The organism is Cupriavidus gilardii (genome assembly GCF_008801915.1).
In the GTDB taxonomy this organism is placed as follows: Bacteria; Pseudomonadota; Gammaproteobacteria; order Burkholderiales; family Burkholderiaceae; genus Cupriavidus; species Cupriavidus gilardii.
The window spans coordinates 427,630-442,681 of record NZ_VZOV01000001.1; the positions used below are offsets into that span (position 1 = coordinate 427,630).

16 protein-coding genes are annotated in these 15,052 nt (G+C 65.2%); 6 read left to right on the top strand and 10 right to left on the bottom strand.

The features are described 5' to 3' along the window. The first annotated feature begins 10 nt into the window (after positions 1 to 10). Together F7Q96_RS01860 and F7Q96_RS01865 are read left to right on the top strand one after the other, a co-directional pair. Positions 11 to 631, top strand: coding sequence for a TetR/AcrR family transcriptional regulator (locus F7Q96_RS01860; RefSeq protein ID WP_053824030.1), 621 nt, complete (start codon positions 11 to 13; stop codon positions 629 to 631). Positions 632 to 738: 107 nt separating this feature from the next. Beyond that, positions 739 to 1,599 (top strand): alpha/beta hydrolase, encoded by an 861-nt coding sequence (locus F7Q96_RS01865; RefSeq protein ID WP_053824029.1) that lies wholly within the window; start codon positions 739 to 741, stop codon positions 1,597 to 1,599. A gap of 63 nt (positions 1,600 to 1,662) precedes the next feature. On the opposite strand, the gene F7Q96_RS01870 is transcribed toward F7Q96_RS01865, so the two are convergent. From F7Q96_RS01870 to F7Q96_RS01890, 5 genes are all read right to left on the bottom strand, one after another. Next, positions 1,663 to 3,039, bottom strand: a complete 1,377-nt coding sequence (locus tag F7Q96_RS01870; protein WP_053824642.1) for an MFS transporter — start codon at positions 3,037 to 3,039, stop codon at positions 1,663 to 1,665. Between the two features lie 314 nt (positions 3,040 to 3,353). Then, the gene (locus F7Q96_RS01875; protein ID WP_170265867.1) at positions 3,354 to 3,968 is read right to left on the bottom strand and encodes a pyridoxamine 5'-phosphate oxidase family protein; all 615 of its coding nucleotides are present in this window, start codon (positions 3,966 to 3,968) and stop codon (positions 3,354 to 3,356) included. 31 nt (positions 3,969 to 3,999) lie between these two features. Beyond that, on the bottom strand, positions 4,000 to 5,364 hold the full coding sequence (locus tag F7Q96_RS01880; RefSeq protein ID WP_053824028.1) for an adenylosuccinate synthetase: 1,365 nt from the start codon (positions 5,362 to 5,364) through the stop codon (positions 4,000 to 4,002). Continuing rightward, positions 5,361 to 5,831, bottom strand: coding sequence for a RidA family protein (locus F7Q96_RS01885; protein WP_053824027.1), 471 nt, complete (start codon positions 5,829 to 5,831; stop codon positions 5,361 to 5,363). The genes F7Q96_RS01880 and F7Q96_RS01885 overlap by 4 nt, the downstream gene beginning before the upstream one ends. 147 nt (positions 5,832 to 5,978) lie before the next feature. Next, positions 5,979 to 6,764, bottom strand: coding sequence for an AraC family transcriptional regulator (locus F7Q96_RS01890; protein ID WP_053824026.1), 786 nt, complete (start codon positions 6,762 to 6,764; stop codon positions 5,979 to 5,981). A gap of 141 nt (positions 6,765 to 6,905) precedes the next feature. Here F7Q96_RS01890 and F7Q96_RS01895 point away from each other — a divergent pair, with 141 nt between their 5' ends. Continuing rightward, the gene (locus tag F7Q96_RS01895; RefSeq protein WP_053824025.1) at positions 6,906 to 7,766 is read left to right on the top strand and encodes an alpha/beta hydrolase; all 861 of its coding nucleotides are present in this window, start codon (positions 6,906 to 6,908) and stop codon (positions 7,764 to 7,766) included. A gap of 13 nt (positions 7,767 to 7,779) precedes the next feature. On the opposite strand, the gene F7Q96_RS01900 is transcribed toward F7Q96_RS01895, so the two are convergent. Continuing rightward, positions 7,780 to 9,015 carry a YbfB/YjiJ family MFS transporter gene (locus tag F7Q96_RS01900; RefSeq protein ID WP_053824024.1) on the bottom strand — a complete coding sequence of 412 codons (1,236 nt, stop codon included), beginning with the start codon at positions 9,013 to 9,015 and terminating at the stop codon, positions 7,780 to 7,782. A gap of 177 nt (positions 9,016 to 9,192) precedes the next feature. Here F7Q96_RS01900 and F7Q96_RS01905 point away from each other — a divergent pair, with 177 nt between their 5' ends. Then, positions 9,193 to 9,786 carry a TetR/AcrR family transcriptional regulator gene (locus F7Q96_RS01905; protein WP_053824023.1) on the top strand — a complete coding sequence of 198 codons (594 nt, stop codon included), beginning with the start codon at positions 9,193 to 9,195 and terminating at the stop codon, positions 9,784 to 9,786. 172 nt (positions 9,787 to 9,958) lie between these two features. Further along, on the top strand, positions 9,959 to 10,720 hold the full coding sequence (locus F7Q96_RS01910) for an SDR family oxidoreductase (protein WP_053824022.1): 762 nt from the start codon (positions 9,959 to 9,961) through the stop codon (positions 10,718 to 10,720). Positions 10,721 to 10,741: 21 nt separating this feature from the next. Here the strand turns inward: F7Q96_RS01910 and F7Q96_RS01915 are convergent, their stop codons facing one another. After that, positions 10,742 to 11,698 (bottom strand): GlxA family transcriptional regulator, encoded by a 957-nt coding sequence (locus F7Q96_RS01915; RefSeq protein WP_211923495.1) that lies wholly within the window; start codon positions 11,696 to 11,698, stop codon positions 10,742 to 10,744. A 257-nt stretch (positions 11,699 to 11,955) separates the two neighbouring features. On the opposite strand from F7Q96_RS01915, the gene F7Q96_RS01920 reads away from it, so the two are divergent. Continuing rightward, complete coding sequence (locus tag F7Q96_RS01920) at positions 11,956 to 12,597, top strand: HD domain-containing protein (protein WP_151021956.1); 642 nt, start codon at positions 11,956 to 11,958, stop codon at positions 12,595 to 12,597. A 77-nt stretch (positions 12,598 to 12,674) separates the two neighbouring features. Here F7Q96_RS01920 and F7Q96_RS01925 read toward each other — a convergent pair whose 3' ends face one another. From F7Q96_RS01925 to F7Q96_RS01935, 3 genes are all read right to left on the bottom strand, one after another. Further along, positions 12,675 to 13,145 (bottom strand): GFA family protein, encoded by a 471-nt coding sequence (locus F7Q96_RS01925; protein WP_151021958.1) that lies wholly within the window; start codon positions 13,143 to 13,145, stop codon positions 12,675 to 12,677. Positions 13,146 to 13,319: 174 nt separating this feature from the next. Then, positions 13,320 to 14,543 (bottom strand): type II toxin-antitoxin system HipA family toxin, encoded by a 1,224-nt coding sequence (locus tag F7Q96_RS01930; protein ID WP_053824639.1) that lies wholly within the window; start codon positions 14,541 to 14,543, stop codon positions 13,320 to 13,322. Beyond that, the gene (locus F7Q96_RS01935; protein ID WP_082371758.1) at positions 14,540 to 14,881 is read right to left on the bottom strand and encodes a helix-turn-helix domain-containing protein; all 342 of its coding nucleotides are present in this window, start codon (positions 14,879 to 14,881) and stop codon (positions 14,540 to 14,542) included. The genes F7Q96_RS01930 and F7Q96_RS01935 overlap by 4 nt, the downstream gene beginning before the upstream one ends. Between the last annotated feature and the right edge of the window lie 171 nt (positions 14,882 to 15,052).

Here is a 15,052-nt window from a genome sequence, read left to right on the forward strand (position 1 = left end):
CTAGCCGCCCATGCACGCACCCGCCATCCTGACCGCCGGCACCGCGCCGGACCGCAGCGAACATCGACGCCGCCTGCTCGAGGGCATGGCCGGCGCGGTCGCGCGCAAGGGCTATGCCGACGTCACCATCGCCGATATCGTGGCCGAGGCCAACGTCTCGCGCCGGACCTTCTACGAACACTTCGACTCCAAGGCCGATTGCCTGATGGCGCTGTACGTCAGCGCGAGCCGGCATGCGCTGCAGGTGCTGCGCGACGCGATCGACCCGCGCCAGCCGTGGACCGCACAGGTCGAAGGCGCGATGCGCGCCTACCTCGGCTACATGGCGGGCAACCCCGCTTTGCTGCGCACGCTGTTCATCGAGATCCTCAGTCTCGGCGGTCCCGGCCTGGCGGTACGCCGGCAGGTCCATCGCGAACTGGCCGAATTCATCCAGCGCACCGTCGGCACCGATCAGCGCCGCCGGCAGCGCCTGCCCTACGAGAGCGCACTGGCCCTGGTCGGCGCCGTGCACGAGCTGGTGCTCGAGCGGATCGAGGGCGCGGGGCCGGCACGGCTGGAGGGATTGGTGCCGTCGGTGTGCGATCTGGTTCGGAGGATCGTCGGGGAAGAGGGGCGGGCCACAAACTGATATCGTACGAACGCCTCGTCGTTCCCACATCGTCGTTCCCACATCGTCGTTCCGGCATCGTCGTTCCGGCGTTGTCGCTTTCGCCAGACCATTCGGAGGTTCGTTGCATGCCCGTGTTTCGCGACCTGGATCAGGAATCTCTCGACAAGCAGTACAACAACCGTGCCGCGGTGCCGCAGCACCCGGCCATTCTTGCGCGATGGGCGGCGGATGCCGCGGCCTTCCGCCAGGCGCATGCGGTCCAGGAGGACCTTTGCTATGCCAGCGATCCGAAGCAGACGCTGGACTATTTCCCCGCCGGTGGGCCGGGCCGGCCGCTGCTGATCTTCATTCACGGTGGTTATTGGCAGGCGCTGGACAAGTCCGACTCGAGCCATCTGGCCGCCCCGTATCTGGCACGCGGCATCGACGTGGCGGTGCTCAACTACCGGCTTGCGCCCCAGGCGACGATGGCCGAAATCGTGCGCGACAACCGGGGGGCCGTGGTGTGGCTGCACCGAAACGCGAGGGTGCTGGGCTTCGATGCCGAGCGCGTCTTTGTGTCCGGCCATTCGGCAGGCGGCCAACTGGTCGGCATGCTGGCCGGCACGCAATGGCAGGACTTCGGTCTGCCGGCGGACGTGCTGAAGGGCGCCTGCTCGATCAGCGGGCTCTATGATCTTGAGCCGATCCGCCTCTGCTATCTGAATCGTGTGATCGGTCTGACCGAGGCCGATGTCGCCGCCTACAGCCCGATGCGTCATCCGCCAACGACCACGCTGCCGATGATCCTGACCGTCGGCGGCGACGAATCGGCGGAGTATCACCGCCAGCAGGACGAGTATGCCGCGCTGCTTCGGCAGCGCGGCGTGCCGGTCCGCATCGTCGTGCAGACGGGCGGGCACCATTTCGATGCGCTGGAGCCTCTTGGCGATGCGCAAAGCGAGCTGGCCGCGGCGGTATTGGCAATGATCGAAGCGGCAGCGTAACGCCTGCTCAGGCAGATTGGGCCGCCTGGGTCCGCTGCGGCGGATCGTCCAGGCAGAAGGCGGTCAGCTCGCCGAAATGGACTCCAGCGCTTCGCCCCGTGTCTCGATGCCGAACCGGTAGACGATCCACGCGGCCGCCAGAAAGGAGGCGGCGCCCAGCGCGAATACGCCGGACTGACCCGCAAGCGGTAGTACCAGCCCGACCAGAGAGGGTCCGATCAGGGAGCCGACCCGGCCCACCGTGGAAGCCATGCCGCATCCTGTGGCGCGCGCCCTTGTCGGGTAAAGCTCGGGGGTGTAGGTGTAGAGCACCGCCCACATGCCGAACATGAAGAACTGCATCATGCCGCCGGACAGAAACAGCGCGGCCGGGTCCGCATGCATGCCCGCGACCCGGCCGTAGAGAAACGCGGCCACGGCGCCGCCCACCAGGGTCGCCACGCATGCCGGCTTCCTGCCCCATCGCTCGACCGCCCAGGCGGCGAACAGGAAGCCGGGAATGCCGCCGATGGAAATGTAGACGGTATAGAGCACCGACTTGGTGACACCCATGCCGCCCTGCTGCAGCAGCGCCCCGATCCAGGTATTCAGCCCGTAGAAGCCCAGCAAGGCGAAGAACCATAGTCCCCACACCGTCATCGTCCGATTGCGGTACTCGGCAGACCACAGCACCTTTACGCCGAAGGTCTGTGCATCGGCGGTCGTCACCGTGGCGGTGGCTTCGGGCAGCGAGGTCAGCTTCAGGCGGCGCATCACCGTGGATTCGATGCCGTCGACAATGCGTGCCGCCTCCTCGTGTCGTCCCTTGGACTCCAGCCAGCGCGGCGATTCCGGTACGTAGCGACGGACCACGAAGAGAAATAGTGCGGGCACGGCGCCGAGCATGAACATGGTGCGCCAGTCGTATGCCGAGAGAACATAGTAGGACATCAGTCCTGCGCAGATGAAGGCGATCGGCCAGTTGCCATCCATCAGCGCCAGATACTTGCCGCGCTGGCGCGCCGGAATGAATTCCGACAACAGCGTCTGCGCCAGCGGCAGTTCCATGCCCATGCCAATGCCCAGCAGCAGCCGGTACAGGCCGAGGGTGACGGGGTCGTTTGCCGTCGAGCACAGAAAACTGCCCACGCCCCAGACGATCATGCTGACCTGGAAGACCGGCTTGCGCCCGAAGCGGTCCGCCAGCATGCCGGAGCCAAGGGCGCCGACTGCCATGCCGACAAAGCTGGCGCTGCCCAGCATCCCCGCCTGCGCGCTGGTCAGCCCAAACTCGGTGCGGATTGACCCCAGCAGATACGTCATCATGGCGAGATCGAGATTGTCGAAGAAGAACGCCATCGCAATGACGGCGAACAGACAGCGGTGGTAGCCGCAGATGGGCAAGCGTTCAAGGCGGTCGCCGACGCGCACGCGCATCAGCTCGATCGGTGTCACTCTCATGTTGTCTCCTGTCTTGTCGTGGCCGTCTCCCTGCGGAGCGGCGGTGTGCAACATGGCCGTGCGGCATGTCGTTCGCTACTGTCGCGCGGGATGGCGGGCGGGGCCCGCGTAGGGATGCCAACGACTGTCGCCATGGCGCCAACAGGTTCGGTCGGCGTGGCGCATGGGGCTGACCATCGCGCGATGGAGGGATGCGCGCAAACACAAGACACTGTGGAATACGTGGCCGCCAGGACATCGAGCAGGCTGGCCACGCCTGGCGGCCCATCGAAGCGGGCCAGGTGAGAGCGATCGGAGTGAGAAGGTGGCAGGCCTCAGCGGGCGAAGCGCTGCGTATCGAAGGCTTCCTCGGGCAGCGCCGACAGCGTCGCGCCGGCCGGAAGCGGATAGCGCAAGTACGGCGCCCGGGGCTGGCCGGGCGGCGAATATTGACCGTCCGCGAGAATCCGCTTCTTGGCCGACAGCGAGCGGACCTCACAGCAGTACGCCACGATCTGGTTTGCGGCCCCGTCTTCGATTGGCGTGTAGTCCTTCTCGGGCCGGAACTTGTCGAGCGCCACGTACTGATGCGCCCGTATTTCGTCGGTCTGGTCGCGCAAGGTGGCGACGCATCTCGCGATGACGCTGTAGTACTCGAGGCTGGTGTTCTGGCCTTTGGGTGCCTTGAGCAATGCCACCGGGCGGTCGACCTCGATGGTCACGTGAGGGTTGGCACGGATAGCCGAAGCCAGTTTGCCGTAGCGGGAGCTATGGATCAGGAAGGCATCGCCGGTAAAGGTGAAGCTCTGCGCCGTCACGTAAGGGAAGGGGGTGTCGTGGACGGCGACCCGGCAAATCAGTTCATCCTTCAAGAAGGCTTCGATGGCGGGCCAGTCGGACCAGGCCAGGTCGGTTCTTCGCATGTCGTTGGTCAAGTAGGCGGGCGTCATGTTTGCACTCGGGTCGAGAGGTTGGGGGAATTCAGTACAGGAAGCGCAGCTGGTCGCGTGCCGGACCGAGGCCGATGCCAAGAAGGCGGCAAGAGACGGCGTCTTCCAGCCAATGCAGCAGCGCGTCGAGCTGCGGTGGCAGCGGGTCTTCACGGCCTTGGGGCAACGCGTCGAGACGAAACGCCGCAAACTCGCGGACGGCGGGCTCGGCTGCGCCATGAGGGGCACCATCGAACAGCGGGATGGCCTGGCGCGGTGTGTCGGCGAACCATGCCAGGCAGTCGCATTTGTTCAGGAACCACTCATCGATGCCATGCTGGCGCATGGTCATTCGCAGTTGTGCGACATCGAGCAGTCCAATGCGACGCGGCCGGCCGGTCACGGTGCCGTACTCGTCGGCCAGCACGCGAAGGGCGCTGCCGATGTCGAAGGCGTCGTCGCTGGCAAGCAGACGAGCCGGCTCATGGTGGGCGGCCTCGCGATGCCGGGCACCACGGTCCGCGGCCGCCGTCGCGCAGTATCGCGCCGAGCGCGTGCCGCCAAGCTCCGACGGGAACGGTCCGGCGCCAACGCGCGAGACGATGGCCTTGGCGACGCCGATGGTCTTGCGGTGGTATTTGCACGGCAGGTCGCCGCCGACATATGCATAGGCCGGCACGGTATGGCTGGAGGTCACCCACGGCTGTTCGCCGTGCGTCAAGTCGAGCAACACGGATTGGGCGCCCTCGAACAGCACGCGCGCACCGCCCTCGACGCGCCGGAGCAGGTGGTCCGGCTCGGCGGTGACGAAGCCGCGTACGGTCCGCCAGGCGGCGCGCATACGTGCGATTCCCGAGCTATTGGTGAGCATGCCGGCATCCATGCCAACCCGTGTGTCCGGCTTGCCCAGATGGCGGAACACCGCTTCGCTGTCCGCGACCAGGTCGCGTAGCTGGAATGCCACGCGCATGCCGCCGCGCATGCGGGTGGCGTGGTCGGCGTGGCAGGGGCCGATGCCGTTCCCCGTGGTTCCGACGCCGCCGCCCTCGTCCCGATCGCGCGCCACATGCGCGGGTTGGACCAGCAGGCAGCGGTCGCTGACGATGAGGCGCCCGCGCAATGAGATGCCCCGCGACGCCAGCATGGCGATCTCGTCGGCCAGGTCGGCCAGGCCGATCGCGCATCCCGATCCGATGTAGAGCGACAGCGACGGGTGCAGGACGCCGGAGGGAACCTGGCGCAATCGAAGTGCGCCGCCGGGGGCATCGATCGTGTGGCCCGCATTGGCGCCGCCGTTGAAGCGCGCGATGACGTCATAGTCGCCGGCGAGATGGTCGACGATTCTTGCCTTTCCTTCGTCCCCGTATTGCAGGCCGACCAGCACGTCGGCATATCCGGTGCGGGATACCATCGTCATGCGTCCACGGCCAGCGCGAACGTGGCCTCGATCTCGACCGGAGCGCAAAATGGCAGGCTGGCGACACCGATCGCAATGCGCGCGTGCTTGCCCTTGTCGCCGAAGACGAAGTTGATCAGCTCCGACGCGGCGTTGACCACGGCAGGGGCATCATGGAAGCCCGCTGAGGTAGCCACGAAGCCGCCTATGCGAAGCACGCGCTGAACCCGCTCCAGATCGCCGCCGGTGGCGGCCGCGACCCAGCCCAGTACGTTGGCCACGCAATGCCGCGCGGCTTCGCGGGCTGTGTCGAGCGACACGTCGTCAGGGACACGGCCCGTCGCAAATGCCTTGCCGCCAACCATTGGCAATTGGCCGGAGACCGTCAGGACCCCACGGTGCAGGGTATAGGGGACAAACAGCGCGGCTGGCACTTCGAGCGAGGGCAGGACGATTCCCGCCTCCCGGATGCGGTCGATGACTGGCATGAGCTTCCTCGTGAGCAATGGCGACGCGCTGCCGGCGCCTTGCACGGCAGCGTCGCCATCTCACTGTGCCTCGCGCGCCGGGACCCTGTCCCTTGCGGCGAGGCCATGCGTTGTCGCGCGGACGCCAGATTGCGCGCCTGTGCGCTGCTAACGCGGTGCCCTATCCTGAAAGTACTCGGTCGGCGTCATGCCCAGCGCGCGACGGAACATGGCGCTGAACGCGCTGGGGCTCTCGTATCCAAGTTCGAGCGCGATGTCGGTGATCGGCTTGCCTTCGGCCAGCAGCCGCACGGCGGCCATCAGCCTGGCCTGTTGTTTCCAGCGGCTGAAGGTGAGGCCAGTCTCCTCAGGAAACAACCGGATGATCGTGCGTTCGCTGGCGCCAACGGAGCGGCTCCATTCCTCGACCGACGTCTCGTCGGACGGCTCGGCGACGATGCGGGCGCAAATGCGGGCCAGGCGTGCATCGCGGGGCATCGGCAGATGGAGCGGCACGACCGAGAGCGGCCGCATTTCATGCAACAGCAGCCTGGCGACCAGACCGTCGCGGCCTTCCTCCTGATAATCGAGCGGCATGCTCACCGCCGCCGAAATCAACTCGCGCAGCAGCGGCGGCACCGCCACCACGCAACACGTCGTCAGCTCGGCGGGGACGGCGTCCTCCCGGACATAGACGGTACGCATTTCCACGTCGCCGCACGCCTTCATCGCATGCCGGACATTGCAGGGCACCCAGACCGCCCGCTGCGGGGGAACCACCCAGGATCCCAATTCCGTGGTCACCAGAATCGCCCCGGAATAGGCATAGATCAGCTGGCCCCGCGGGTGCGAGTGATAGTCGATGTAGAACCGGTCGGGCAGCTCGCGAGCCATGCCACCGAGCGGGCGGTCGATATGCTGGTAGTCGTCGCGATTCTCGCTCTTTCCGAACATGGCGTCTCCGAGATAGCGGATGTCATCTGGCGGGGCGCCGTTGGCGGCGCGGCCATTTATCTTGGGGTTCGACGTGAGCGCGTCGTATTTTTTTCCGGGATCGATGTCCGCATCGAACCAGAATGTTCGGAGCCAAATTTAATGTCAGTGTATCGAAACTTCAATCAGGAATCGCTTGATCGGCAGTACAACGTTCGCGGTGGCATTCCGCACTATCAGGCGATCTTCGACCGGTGGGCCAAGCAAAGCGCAGAGATTCGGCACGTGCATGCAGTCAGCCAGGATCTCGCCTACGGCGATGACGCCAAACAGACGCTCGATTTCTTTTCCGCCCGCAGTGCCGCCCGGCCATTGCTGATCTTCATTCACGGGGGATATTGGCAATCGCTGGACAAATCCGATTTCAGCTATCTGGCAATCCCGTATCTCAAGCGTGATATCAATGTCGCCGTGGTCAATTATCGGCTCGCACCGACCGTCGCAATGGCCGATATCGTGCGCGACAACCAGGATGCCGTGGTGTGGCTGTACCGGCAGGCGCAGAAGCTGGGCTTCGATGCGGATCGCATCTTCCTGTCCGGACATTCGGCCGGGGGGCATCTGACTGCGACGCTGGCCGGCACACACTGGCAGGACTTCGGGGTGCCGGCGGATGTGCTCAAGGGCGGGTGCGCAATCAGCGGCCTTTACGATCTGGAGCCGATCCGGCTCTGTTATCTCAACAAGGTGGTGGGACTGACCGAGGCGGACGTGGCCGCCTTCAGTCCGATGCGCCATCCGCCTTCGACCCGGCTGCCGATGATCCTCACCGTCGGCGGCGACGAGTCCGACGAATATCATCGCCTGCAGGCCGACTATGCGGCGCTGCTGCGCCAGCATGGCGTGCCTGTGGAGATCGTCGACCAACCGAGTGGCCATCATTTCGACGCGGTCGACGCCCTCGGCGACGCACGCGGCGCGCTTGCCGCGGCCGTGCTGAGGATGATTGAGGCAGCGGCGTAACGACGCGGACGCGTCAGGAGCGGGCCATCTGCGAATTCCTCGCCTTGGCCGGGAAGCAGAGGTCCGCCAGCAACGCCACCACGAGGAGCGCTGCGGCGGTCAGAAACAGCAGCCGGTGCGATCCGCCGCTCGCGTTGAACAGCGCGGAATAGGCGTAACCGGCGACGGCCATCGCCCCTGCCGACACGATGCTGGCGCGGCTCCACGCGATGTTTTGCCGTGGCGAATGCTCCGGTACGAGTTCGTGCACGCGGGCCAGTGCCAATGGCACCATGCCTGGCGCGAAGGTGCCGATCACGACGGTCAGGGCGCCGAGCACCAGCAGGTTGTCGGTGACATACACGGCGGCCAGCACGATTGCCAGCACCAGCGACACCAGCCTGATACCAGGGCCGGCGCCCAGCCGATCGGCGAGAAAGCCGTACAGCGGCGGTCCAGCGATGGCGCCAAGCCCATAGACCGCCCAGAACACCGCCCCCAGATGCGTGCCCGCGCCCAGGCCGCGGGCGATGAAGTCCACCAGGAATACCATCGGCACCACCGCGGCGGTCGCCATCAGCGCGTACTGCAGGAACAGCATCCAGACCGCGCGGCCGAAGTGCGGCGTCGCGGACGGTACCGGTCTTGCCGGCGCCGGGTGAGGCCGGTCCAGCTGCCGTGGCGGCCACGCGAACCAGCTGGCCGCGGTCAGCAGCGCCGACACGATTGCCAGGCCGATCCAGGTTTGCGCCAGCCCCCATTGCAGCAACAGCGGAATGATGGTGCCCGATCCCGCAATGCCGAGCCCGAGACCGAGGAAGATGGCGCCGCCCGCGGCGCCTTTGCGCGCCGGCGGCACGTGCGGCAGGATGGTGCCGGCGACCAGCACCATGACGATCCCGCCCGCCATGCCGGACATGAAGCGCCACGCGAAGTACCAGCCGAACGACAGCGGCACGGCACAGGCGAGGAAGGCGGCGGTGATCCACACCATCATCAGCCGCAGCGTGCGTTCGTTACCGAGCCGCGCGCCAACGGTACGGCCGATCAGCGCGCCGCAGACATAGCCGGCCAGATTGGCGGCGCCCAGATAGATCACGCTGGAAGCGGGAAACCAGTGGGCCTGGATCAGCTCGGGGATCAGCGGCGTGAAGGCGAAGCGCGCCAGTCCGATGCTGTCGAGGCTGGCGCACAGGCCGGCAAAGATGTAGCGCCAGACCAGCGCGCGGTCGAGTTGTGCTGGCGTGTAGGAAAGAGGACGTTTGTTCATGGGTTGATGTAATGGGGGGCAGGGCAGGCATCGTCCGGCGCCGGTCCGATGGATGGCCAATGTTTGACACCATTGTCATGTTGGACAAGTTAGTCAAGATTGACGGAGGTGTCAATCTTCGGCTTAAATGGCAACATGTTTTCAAGGGCTTTGCAGCCCGAGCATTCGGAGAAACAGATGGCTGGGGTTCGCCAATTCGATGAAGGCCTTGCGCTGGACAAGGCGCTGGCGCTGTTCTGGCAGAAGGGCTATGCCGCGACCTCGATGCAGGAGCTGGCTGCGGCCACGGGGGTGCAGCGCGGCTCCCTGTACAACGCCTATGGTGACAAGGAAACGTTGTTCCTGCGCGTGTTCGATGTCTATCGCGAGCGCTTCGTCGGGCAGATGCGCGAGGCGCTGGACAAGCCGAGAATGCGCGACGCGCTGCGCAGCTTCTTCGCTTGCGTGATCACCTCGATGACCACGTCGATGGCCAGCGGGATGCCGACCCGCGGCTGCCTCAGCACCAAGACCGCGGTGGGCACAGAAGATCTGGAGGGGCCGTTGCGCACGGCCCTGAAGGCCTTGCTCGACGATATCGAGCAGGTGCTGTTCGAGCGCTTGTCGCGTGAGGGCGATCAGGCGCCGCTGACGCTGCCGCCGCGGCAGGCAGCCCGGCTGATCGTCACGTTCACGCGGGGGCTGGTCGTGGTGGAACGGGTCTATCAGGACGAGAAGCGGCTGCGCGCCACGGCGGACAATCTGATCGCCATGTTGCTCGGGCCGCAATAGCGCCTGTTCGCGATGCCCACGATGATGCGATAACGCATTACCGCGGCGCGCCATTGTTCAAGCCGCGCCAACAGTCCTGCCAATGCCCGGGCGATGATCTTTTGGTCGCCGCCGCGCATAGTTCTCCCATGTCGCAACCCTTCCATCCGCGACCTTCCAACGGAGAACTGACATGAGTACCGACCAGCCCGCCGACAAGCGCACCGAAAACCAGGTTGCCATCGTGACCGGCGCCTCCCGCGGCATCGGCGCCGCGATCGCGCAGCGCCTGGCCCGCGACGGCTTTACCGTCGTCATCAACTATGCCGGCAGTGCCCGCGACGCGGAAGCACTGGCGCGGCAGATCGAGCAGGCCGGCGGGCACGCGATCACCGCCCAGGCCGACGTCAGCGACGGTGCGGCCGTGCGGCGCATGTTCGACGCGGCCGAAACCGCGTTCGGCGGCGTCGACGTGCTGGTCAACAACGCCGGCATCATGCGTCTGGCCACACTGGCCGACAGCGACGACACCTTGTTCGACAGCCAGATCGCCATCAATCTGAAAGGCACCTTCAACACGCTGCGGGAGGCATCGCGACGGCTGCGCAGCGGCGGGCGGATCATCAATCTGTCCTCGAGCGTGGTCGGCCTGTATCAGCCTACCTACGGCGCCTATGCAGCCACCAAGGCTGGCGTCGAAGCGATGACGCACGTCCTGACCAAGGAATTGCGCGGCCGCAATATCACCGTCAACACGGTGGCGCCCGGTCCCACCGCTACAGCGCTGTTTCTCGACGGCAAGCCTGAGCAGGTCGTCGAGCGCCTGGCCAAGCTCGCACCGCTGGAGCGGCTCGGTCAGCCGGAGGACATCGCCGGTGTGGTGTCCTTCCTCGCCGGCCCGGATGGTGCCTGGGTCAATGGGCAGACGCTGCGCGCGAACGGCGGCGTGATTTGATGCCCGAGTATCGCGCCGGCGCTAGCGGAAGCTGGCGCGATACTGCGCCGGGGAAATACCGAGCCGCTGCTGGAACAGCACGCGCATGCGGTCCACCGTCACGAAGCCGCACTTGTAGGCGATCGACTTCAACGGCAGGGCGCTGCCCTCCAGCAGATTGCGCGCGATATCGATGCGGGCGCGCTCGATGAACGCATGCGGCGTCATGCCAGTATCCGCGACGAACAGGCGCACCAGATTGCGTCCGCTCATGCCGACTTCGGCGGCCAGCGCATCGAGCGTCAATCTGGCGCCGATATTCGCCATCACATAGGCCTGCACGCGGGCGACCGGAGAATCGGCCTGCGTGGGCGCCGCGGCCAGATAAGGGCTGAACTGCGACTGGCCGCCCTGGCGCTGCGCCACCACGACCAGCCGCTTGGCCACGGCCAGCGCCACCGCGGCGCCGTGGTCTTCCCGCACCAACGCCAACGCCAGGTCGATGCCGGCGGTGACCCCGGCCGAAGTGACCAGCTTGCCGTCGCGCAGATAGATGCGGTCGTACTCGACCGTGGCCGCGGGAAAGCGCTCGGCCAGGTGAGCGGCGTTCTGCCAGTGGGTCGTCACCGTGCGGCCATCGAGCAGGCCAGCGTGGCCCAGCACGAAGGCGCCCGTACAGACCGAACCATGCAGCCGCGCGCGCGATGCCGCGGTACGCAGCCACTTCGAGACCGCGGCATCCGCCGGCGCGGCCGGCAGCCCGGGGCCGCCCGCTACCAGCACGATATCGAGGCGTGGCGCCTCGTCGTTCAGCGACAGGTCCGGCACCAGTTGCATGCCGTTGGACGCGCGCAGCGGCTTGCGAGTCTTGCTGACCAGCACCGTCTCATAGCGGTTCTTGCCGCGGATGAAGGCATTGGCTTCGGCGAAGACGTCGACGGGCCCGGCGATATCCAGCGCCTGCACGCCATCGAGCATCAGGATCGCTACGGTGGTCACGCTCAAGGAGTCGGTTTCCCGGTGTTGTCTTCAAGCGCCGTCACGATGTCCGGATCTGACGGATCCACATCATTGTAGCCAAACGCAGCGCAGACCAGAATGAAAGCGCGAGACCGGGACCGCAAGACCGACCAAGGATGGCGGTTCCGGCTGGCGGTTTCCTTTCCACTGCTGCGATGGCCAAGGCGTCGTCTTCATGCGGATTCTTGCCGATCCGTGCCGATGCCCGCCATGCCGATCATTCAGGAGCAATTACGATGGCTGAAATCATTGCCGGCATTCGCGTGCCCGACAGCGCGATGGCGCGTGCAGCGACCCAGCTGGTGCGCGACACCGAAGACGATCTGCTGTACCACCATAGCCGCCGCGTATTTTTCTGGGGCGCGCTGACGGGCGAGCGCAAGGCGCTGGCCTACGATCCCGAGCTGCTCTATATCGGCGCGATGTTCCATGACATGGGGCTGACGCCGCGCTATGCCAGCGACGACTTGCGCTTCGAAGTGGACGGCGCCAATGCGGCGCGGGACTTCCTGAAGGGGTACGGTATTGCGGAGCGGGATATCGACGATGTCTGGGCGGCCATCGCACTGCATACGACCCCCGGCATCCCCGAGCATATGCGGCCGACGGTGGCGCTGGTCACGGCGGGCGTCGAAATGGATGTGCTGGGGCTGTGCTATCACGACTTCACCGGCGAGCAGCGCGACCACGTCTGCCAGCATCACCCACGCGAGCACAACTTCAAGGAAAGCATCATCGACCATTTCGCCGAGGGCACGCGCCGCAAGCCGCTGACGACCTTCGGCAACGTCAAGGCCGATGTGCTGGCACTGAAGGACCCGGGCTACCAGCGCCTGAACTTCTGCAGCATCATTCTCGGGTCGGCCTGGCCCACCTGATCCGACTTGAGCCGCCTTGCGCCAAGCTGGCTGGGACCGGGCGCACGATCGGCTCGTGCGCCGGTCCGGAATCCATGCTAGCGGCCCGGCCGCGGACCCCTGGCCCCGAACTCCGCGACGAGCGGACCATACTCTTCCATCTGCGGGAACCTGGCAAAGCTATGCGCCGCCCCGGTCTTCGCCCAAGGCAGCGCTTCGCTCGTATAGGTTTCGACGTACGGCGCGAACCATGCGGCATCGTCGAGCATGGTGGGGCGCACGTTCACAAACCCCATGCTGGGTTCCATCTCGGTGAATACCCAGCTCTTGCACCAATCGCAATGCCGGTGGTGGATCTGTTCGCCATGCATGCCACCGACGACGGGGTTCCCTTCGGTCACGCGAAAGCCAGCCTGGGGAATCGCCATCGATAGCGAAAAGGCGCTGGCGCTCATTTTCTGGCAGCCGGTACAGTGGCACGCCATCGTCAGCAGCGGCGGGGCGGTGATTTCAAAGCGCAATCGTCCACATCGGCATCCACCGGTCCAGGGCAAGTTCCAATCGTCCATCGCGATCTCGTCGTTCGTTTGGGGAGACGAAATTCTATGATGGATCGCCTTTGCCGCGGCCCTGTCCATAGTGCGGCGCATGGCAGCGGTTCATGACGTCGTATATCGGCCGCACGGCAGTTTCTACCGGGACGGGGGCGACCGGGGGCTTGTTTTTCAGGCCAATCTCTCTCGCTAGGGTCGCCGACGGCTGCGTGGCCGAGGAAGCGTCGTGTCGCGCATCATGTAAGGAGCGCAGGCCTCGATGTTGCAGGCTGGTACGCCAGCTTCCGAGAACACCTGTTTCCACCTCGATACACCGTCGAGCAGGGCCTCGATCTCCGTGCGCGCTTCGCTCTCGGTCAGCATGAATCTCGATGCGTATGACAATGCGTTCGCCAAGGTCGGCTCCGAACCGTCGTTGCCGATGATCAACTGATGGTAGTGGAGGCCCTGCATCTGTGGCTGAAGGTCATAGGCGGGTGCCAGGCGCCATGCCTGTCCTCCCGCGTGGAGGAAGGCGTGATTCTTGGCGTGATCGTCGGTGTTCTCGATCAGCACGTTGAACACCATCCTTCGGAACATCTGCCGGCTGTCATCGACGGGTGTTGGTGAAAACTGCCGAGCCACCTCCGCTATGTCCGCGTAGGACATTTCCGGTTCGCCAATTCCCTGGGCAAGAAGCATGGTACGTGCGCTGGCGAAATGCGTACGAGCCCCATCCGGTTCACGATCGAAGCGGGCCACCAGCAGAACGCTGCTGCGGTCCAGCTTCACCAGCCGCGATTCCGGTACCTCGATGCCGCAGGTGGCGGCGAGTCGCAAGCAGGCATGCTCAATTGCACAGAAGTCGACGTCGTCTCCTTGCGCCGGGAATTTCGCTATCCATGCACGTCCGTCATCATCGATGGTTGCTTTGGGCCGAGCTCCGCCCGCCGTCCCCCCGGGTCGAAGCAATTGCCGGAGCCGTTCGTCGATCGGCAGTTGCAGTTCCACCGCGCGTGCTGCCTCTAGCAGGCTGGCCAGATCGCCTCGATCGAAAATCGGGGACTGTTCGACGATGTACGCCTGATCGGAAAGGCAAAAGCCGAACGCGCCAATGCGGTCTTCGCCAGCCAGTGCCAGATAGTCGATGGCGGCCCGGCGGCGCGGATTGAACGCTCGGTCGATGACGCGCTGACCCCAGCGATCCGGTCCCGCGTCTTCAAAGATCGGGGGCAACGGGAGGCCTGGGGGTGGCGCATATTGACCCGGCCGCAATGGAAGGTCTGGGGAAACCGGAAAGCTGTCCTGGCGTTCGAGATACCCGGTGGCATAGGAAAACAGGCTCTGGCGTCCGCCGATCAGGTCCAGGCGTCCGCATAGGACTGGCGTCGGCTGATGCGGCGGATATATCCATACAAAGAGATGGTCCGTCACGGCTTTCTCCATGTCACTTTGGGAGCGGTGCTTGTGCGTTGAATTCGCGACAGTTCCAGTTCCAGGGCTACCGCATCCACAGCGGGATCCGCAATCTGAGGTAGCCAGTTCAAGCGGCCCACCAGCCAGAGCGCCATTGCATAAACCGCCATCGAAACGGTCGGGTCGCCGTTCTCCATCTTCCTCAACGTAGGCACGGATACCTGCATTCGCTCGGCGAATGCCGTCATGGTTTCCTTGCGTCGCTTGCGGGCGACCCGCAGATTGGCGCCCAAGGTCTTGAGCGATCGCGAGACGGGTCCAGGAAGCGTGGTTACGGCGTTTGCTTTGCGTGGCATGGAAATAATAATAGTGCTGTGACGGAAAAATGGAAATTATTACTTGTATTTTGTGTCTGCGATCCAGTGCCGCGTCTCACAGGAAGCGTTCCGACGGCTTCCGTTGCGTAGCGTCGAGACTTTCCGATTTGGAATCGTCATCTGCACTAATCATCGCTGTAGATCATTTCC

What these genes read in the sequence shown, in the direction of transcription:
- F7Q96_RS01875 (WP_170265867.1), bottom strand. Translation starts at nt 3,968, where the DNA reads ATGACGCCCGCCTACTTGACCAACGACATGCGAAGAACCGACCTGGCC.
- F7Q96_RS01895 (WP_053824025.1), top strand. Translation starts at nt 6,906, where the DNA reads ATGTCAGTGTATCGAAACTTCAATCAGGAATCGCTTGATCGGCAGTAC.
- F7Q96_RS01860 (WP_053824030.1), top strand. Translation starts at nt 11, where the DNA reads ATGCACGCACCCGCCATCCTGACCGCCGGCACCGCGCCGGACCGCAGC.
- F7Q96_RS01905 (WP_053824023.1), top strand. Translation starts at nt 9,193, where the DNA reads ATGGCTGGGGTTCGCCAATTCGATGAAGGCCTTGCGCTGGACAAGGCG.
- F7Q96_RS01920 (WP_151021956.1), top strand. Translation starts at nt 11,956, where the DNA reads ATGGCTGAAATCATTGCCGGCATTCGCGTGCCCGACAGCGCGATGGCG.
- F7Q96_RS01925 (WP_151021958.1), bottom strand. Translation starts at nt 13,145, where the DNA reads ATGGACGATTGGAACTTGCCCTGGACCGGTGGATGCCGATGTGGACGA.
- F7Q96_RS01870 (WP_053824642.1), bottom strand. Translation starts at nt 3,039, where the DNA reads ATGAGAGTGACACCGATCGAGCTGATGCGCGTGCGCGTCGGCGACCGC.
- F7Q96_RS01890 (WP_053824026.1), bottom strand. Translation starts at nt 6,764, where the DNA reads ATGTTCGGAAAGAGCGAGAATCGCGACGACTACCAGCATATCGACCGC.
- F7Q96_RS01880 (WP_053824028.1), bottom strand. Translation starts at nt 5,364, where the DNA reads ATGACGATGGTATCCCGCACCGGATATGCCGACGTGCTGGTCGGCCTG.
- F7Q96_RS01900 (WP_053824024.1), bottom strand. Translation starts at nt 9,015, where the DNA reads ATGAACAAACGTCCTCTTTCCTACACGCCAGCACAACTCGACCGCGCG.
- F7Q96_RS01935 (WP_082371758.1), bottom strand. Translation starts at nt 14,881, where the DNA reads ATGCCACGCAAAGCAAACGCCGTAACCACGCTTCCTGGACCCGTCTCG.
- F7Q96_RS01910 (WP_053824022.1), top strand. Translation starts at nt 9,959, where the DNA reads ATGAGTACCGACCAGCCCGCCGACAAGCGCACCGAAAACCAGGTTGCC.
- F7Q96_RS01885 (WP_053824027.1), bottom strand. Translation starts at nt 5,831, where the DNA reads ATGCCAGTCATCGACCGCATCCGGGAGGCGGGAATCGTCCTGCCCTCG.
- F7Q96_RS01865 (WP_053824029.1), top strand. Translation starts at nt 739, where the DNA reads ATGCCCGTGTTTCGCGACCTGGATCAGGAATCTCTCGACAAGCAGTAC.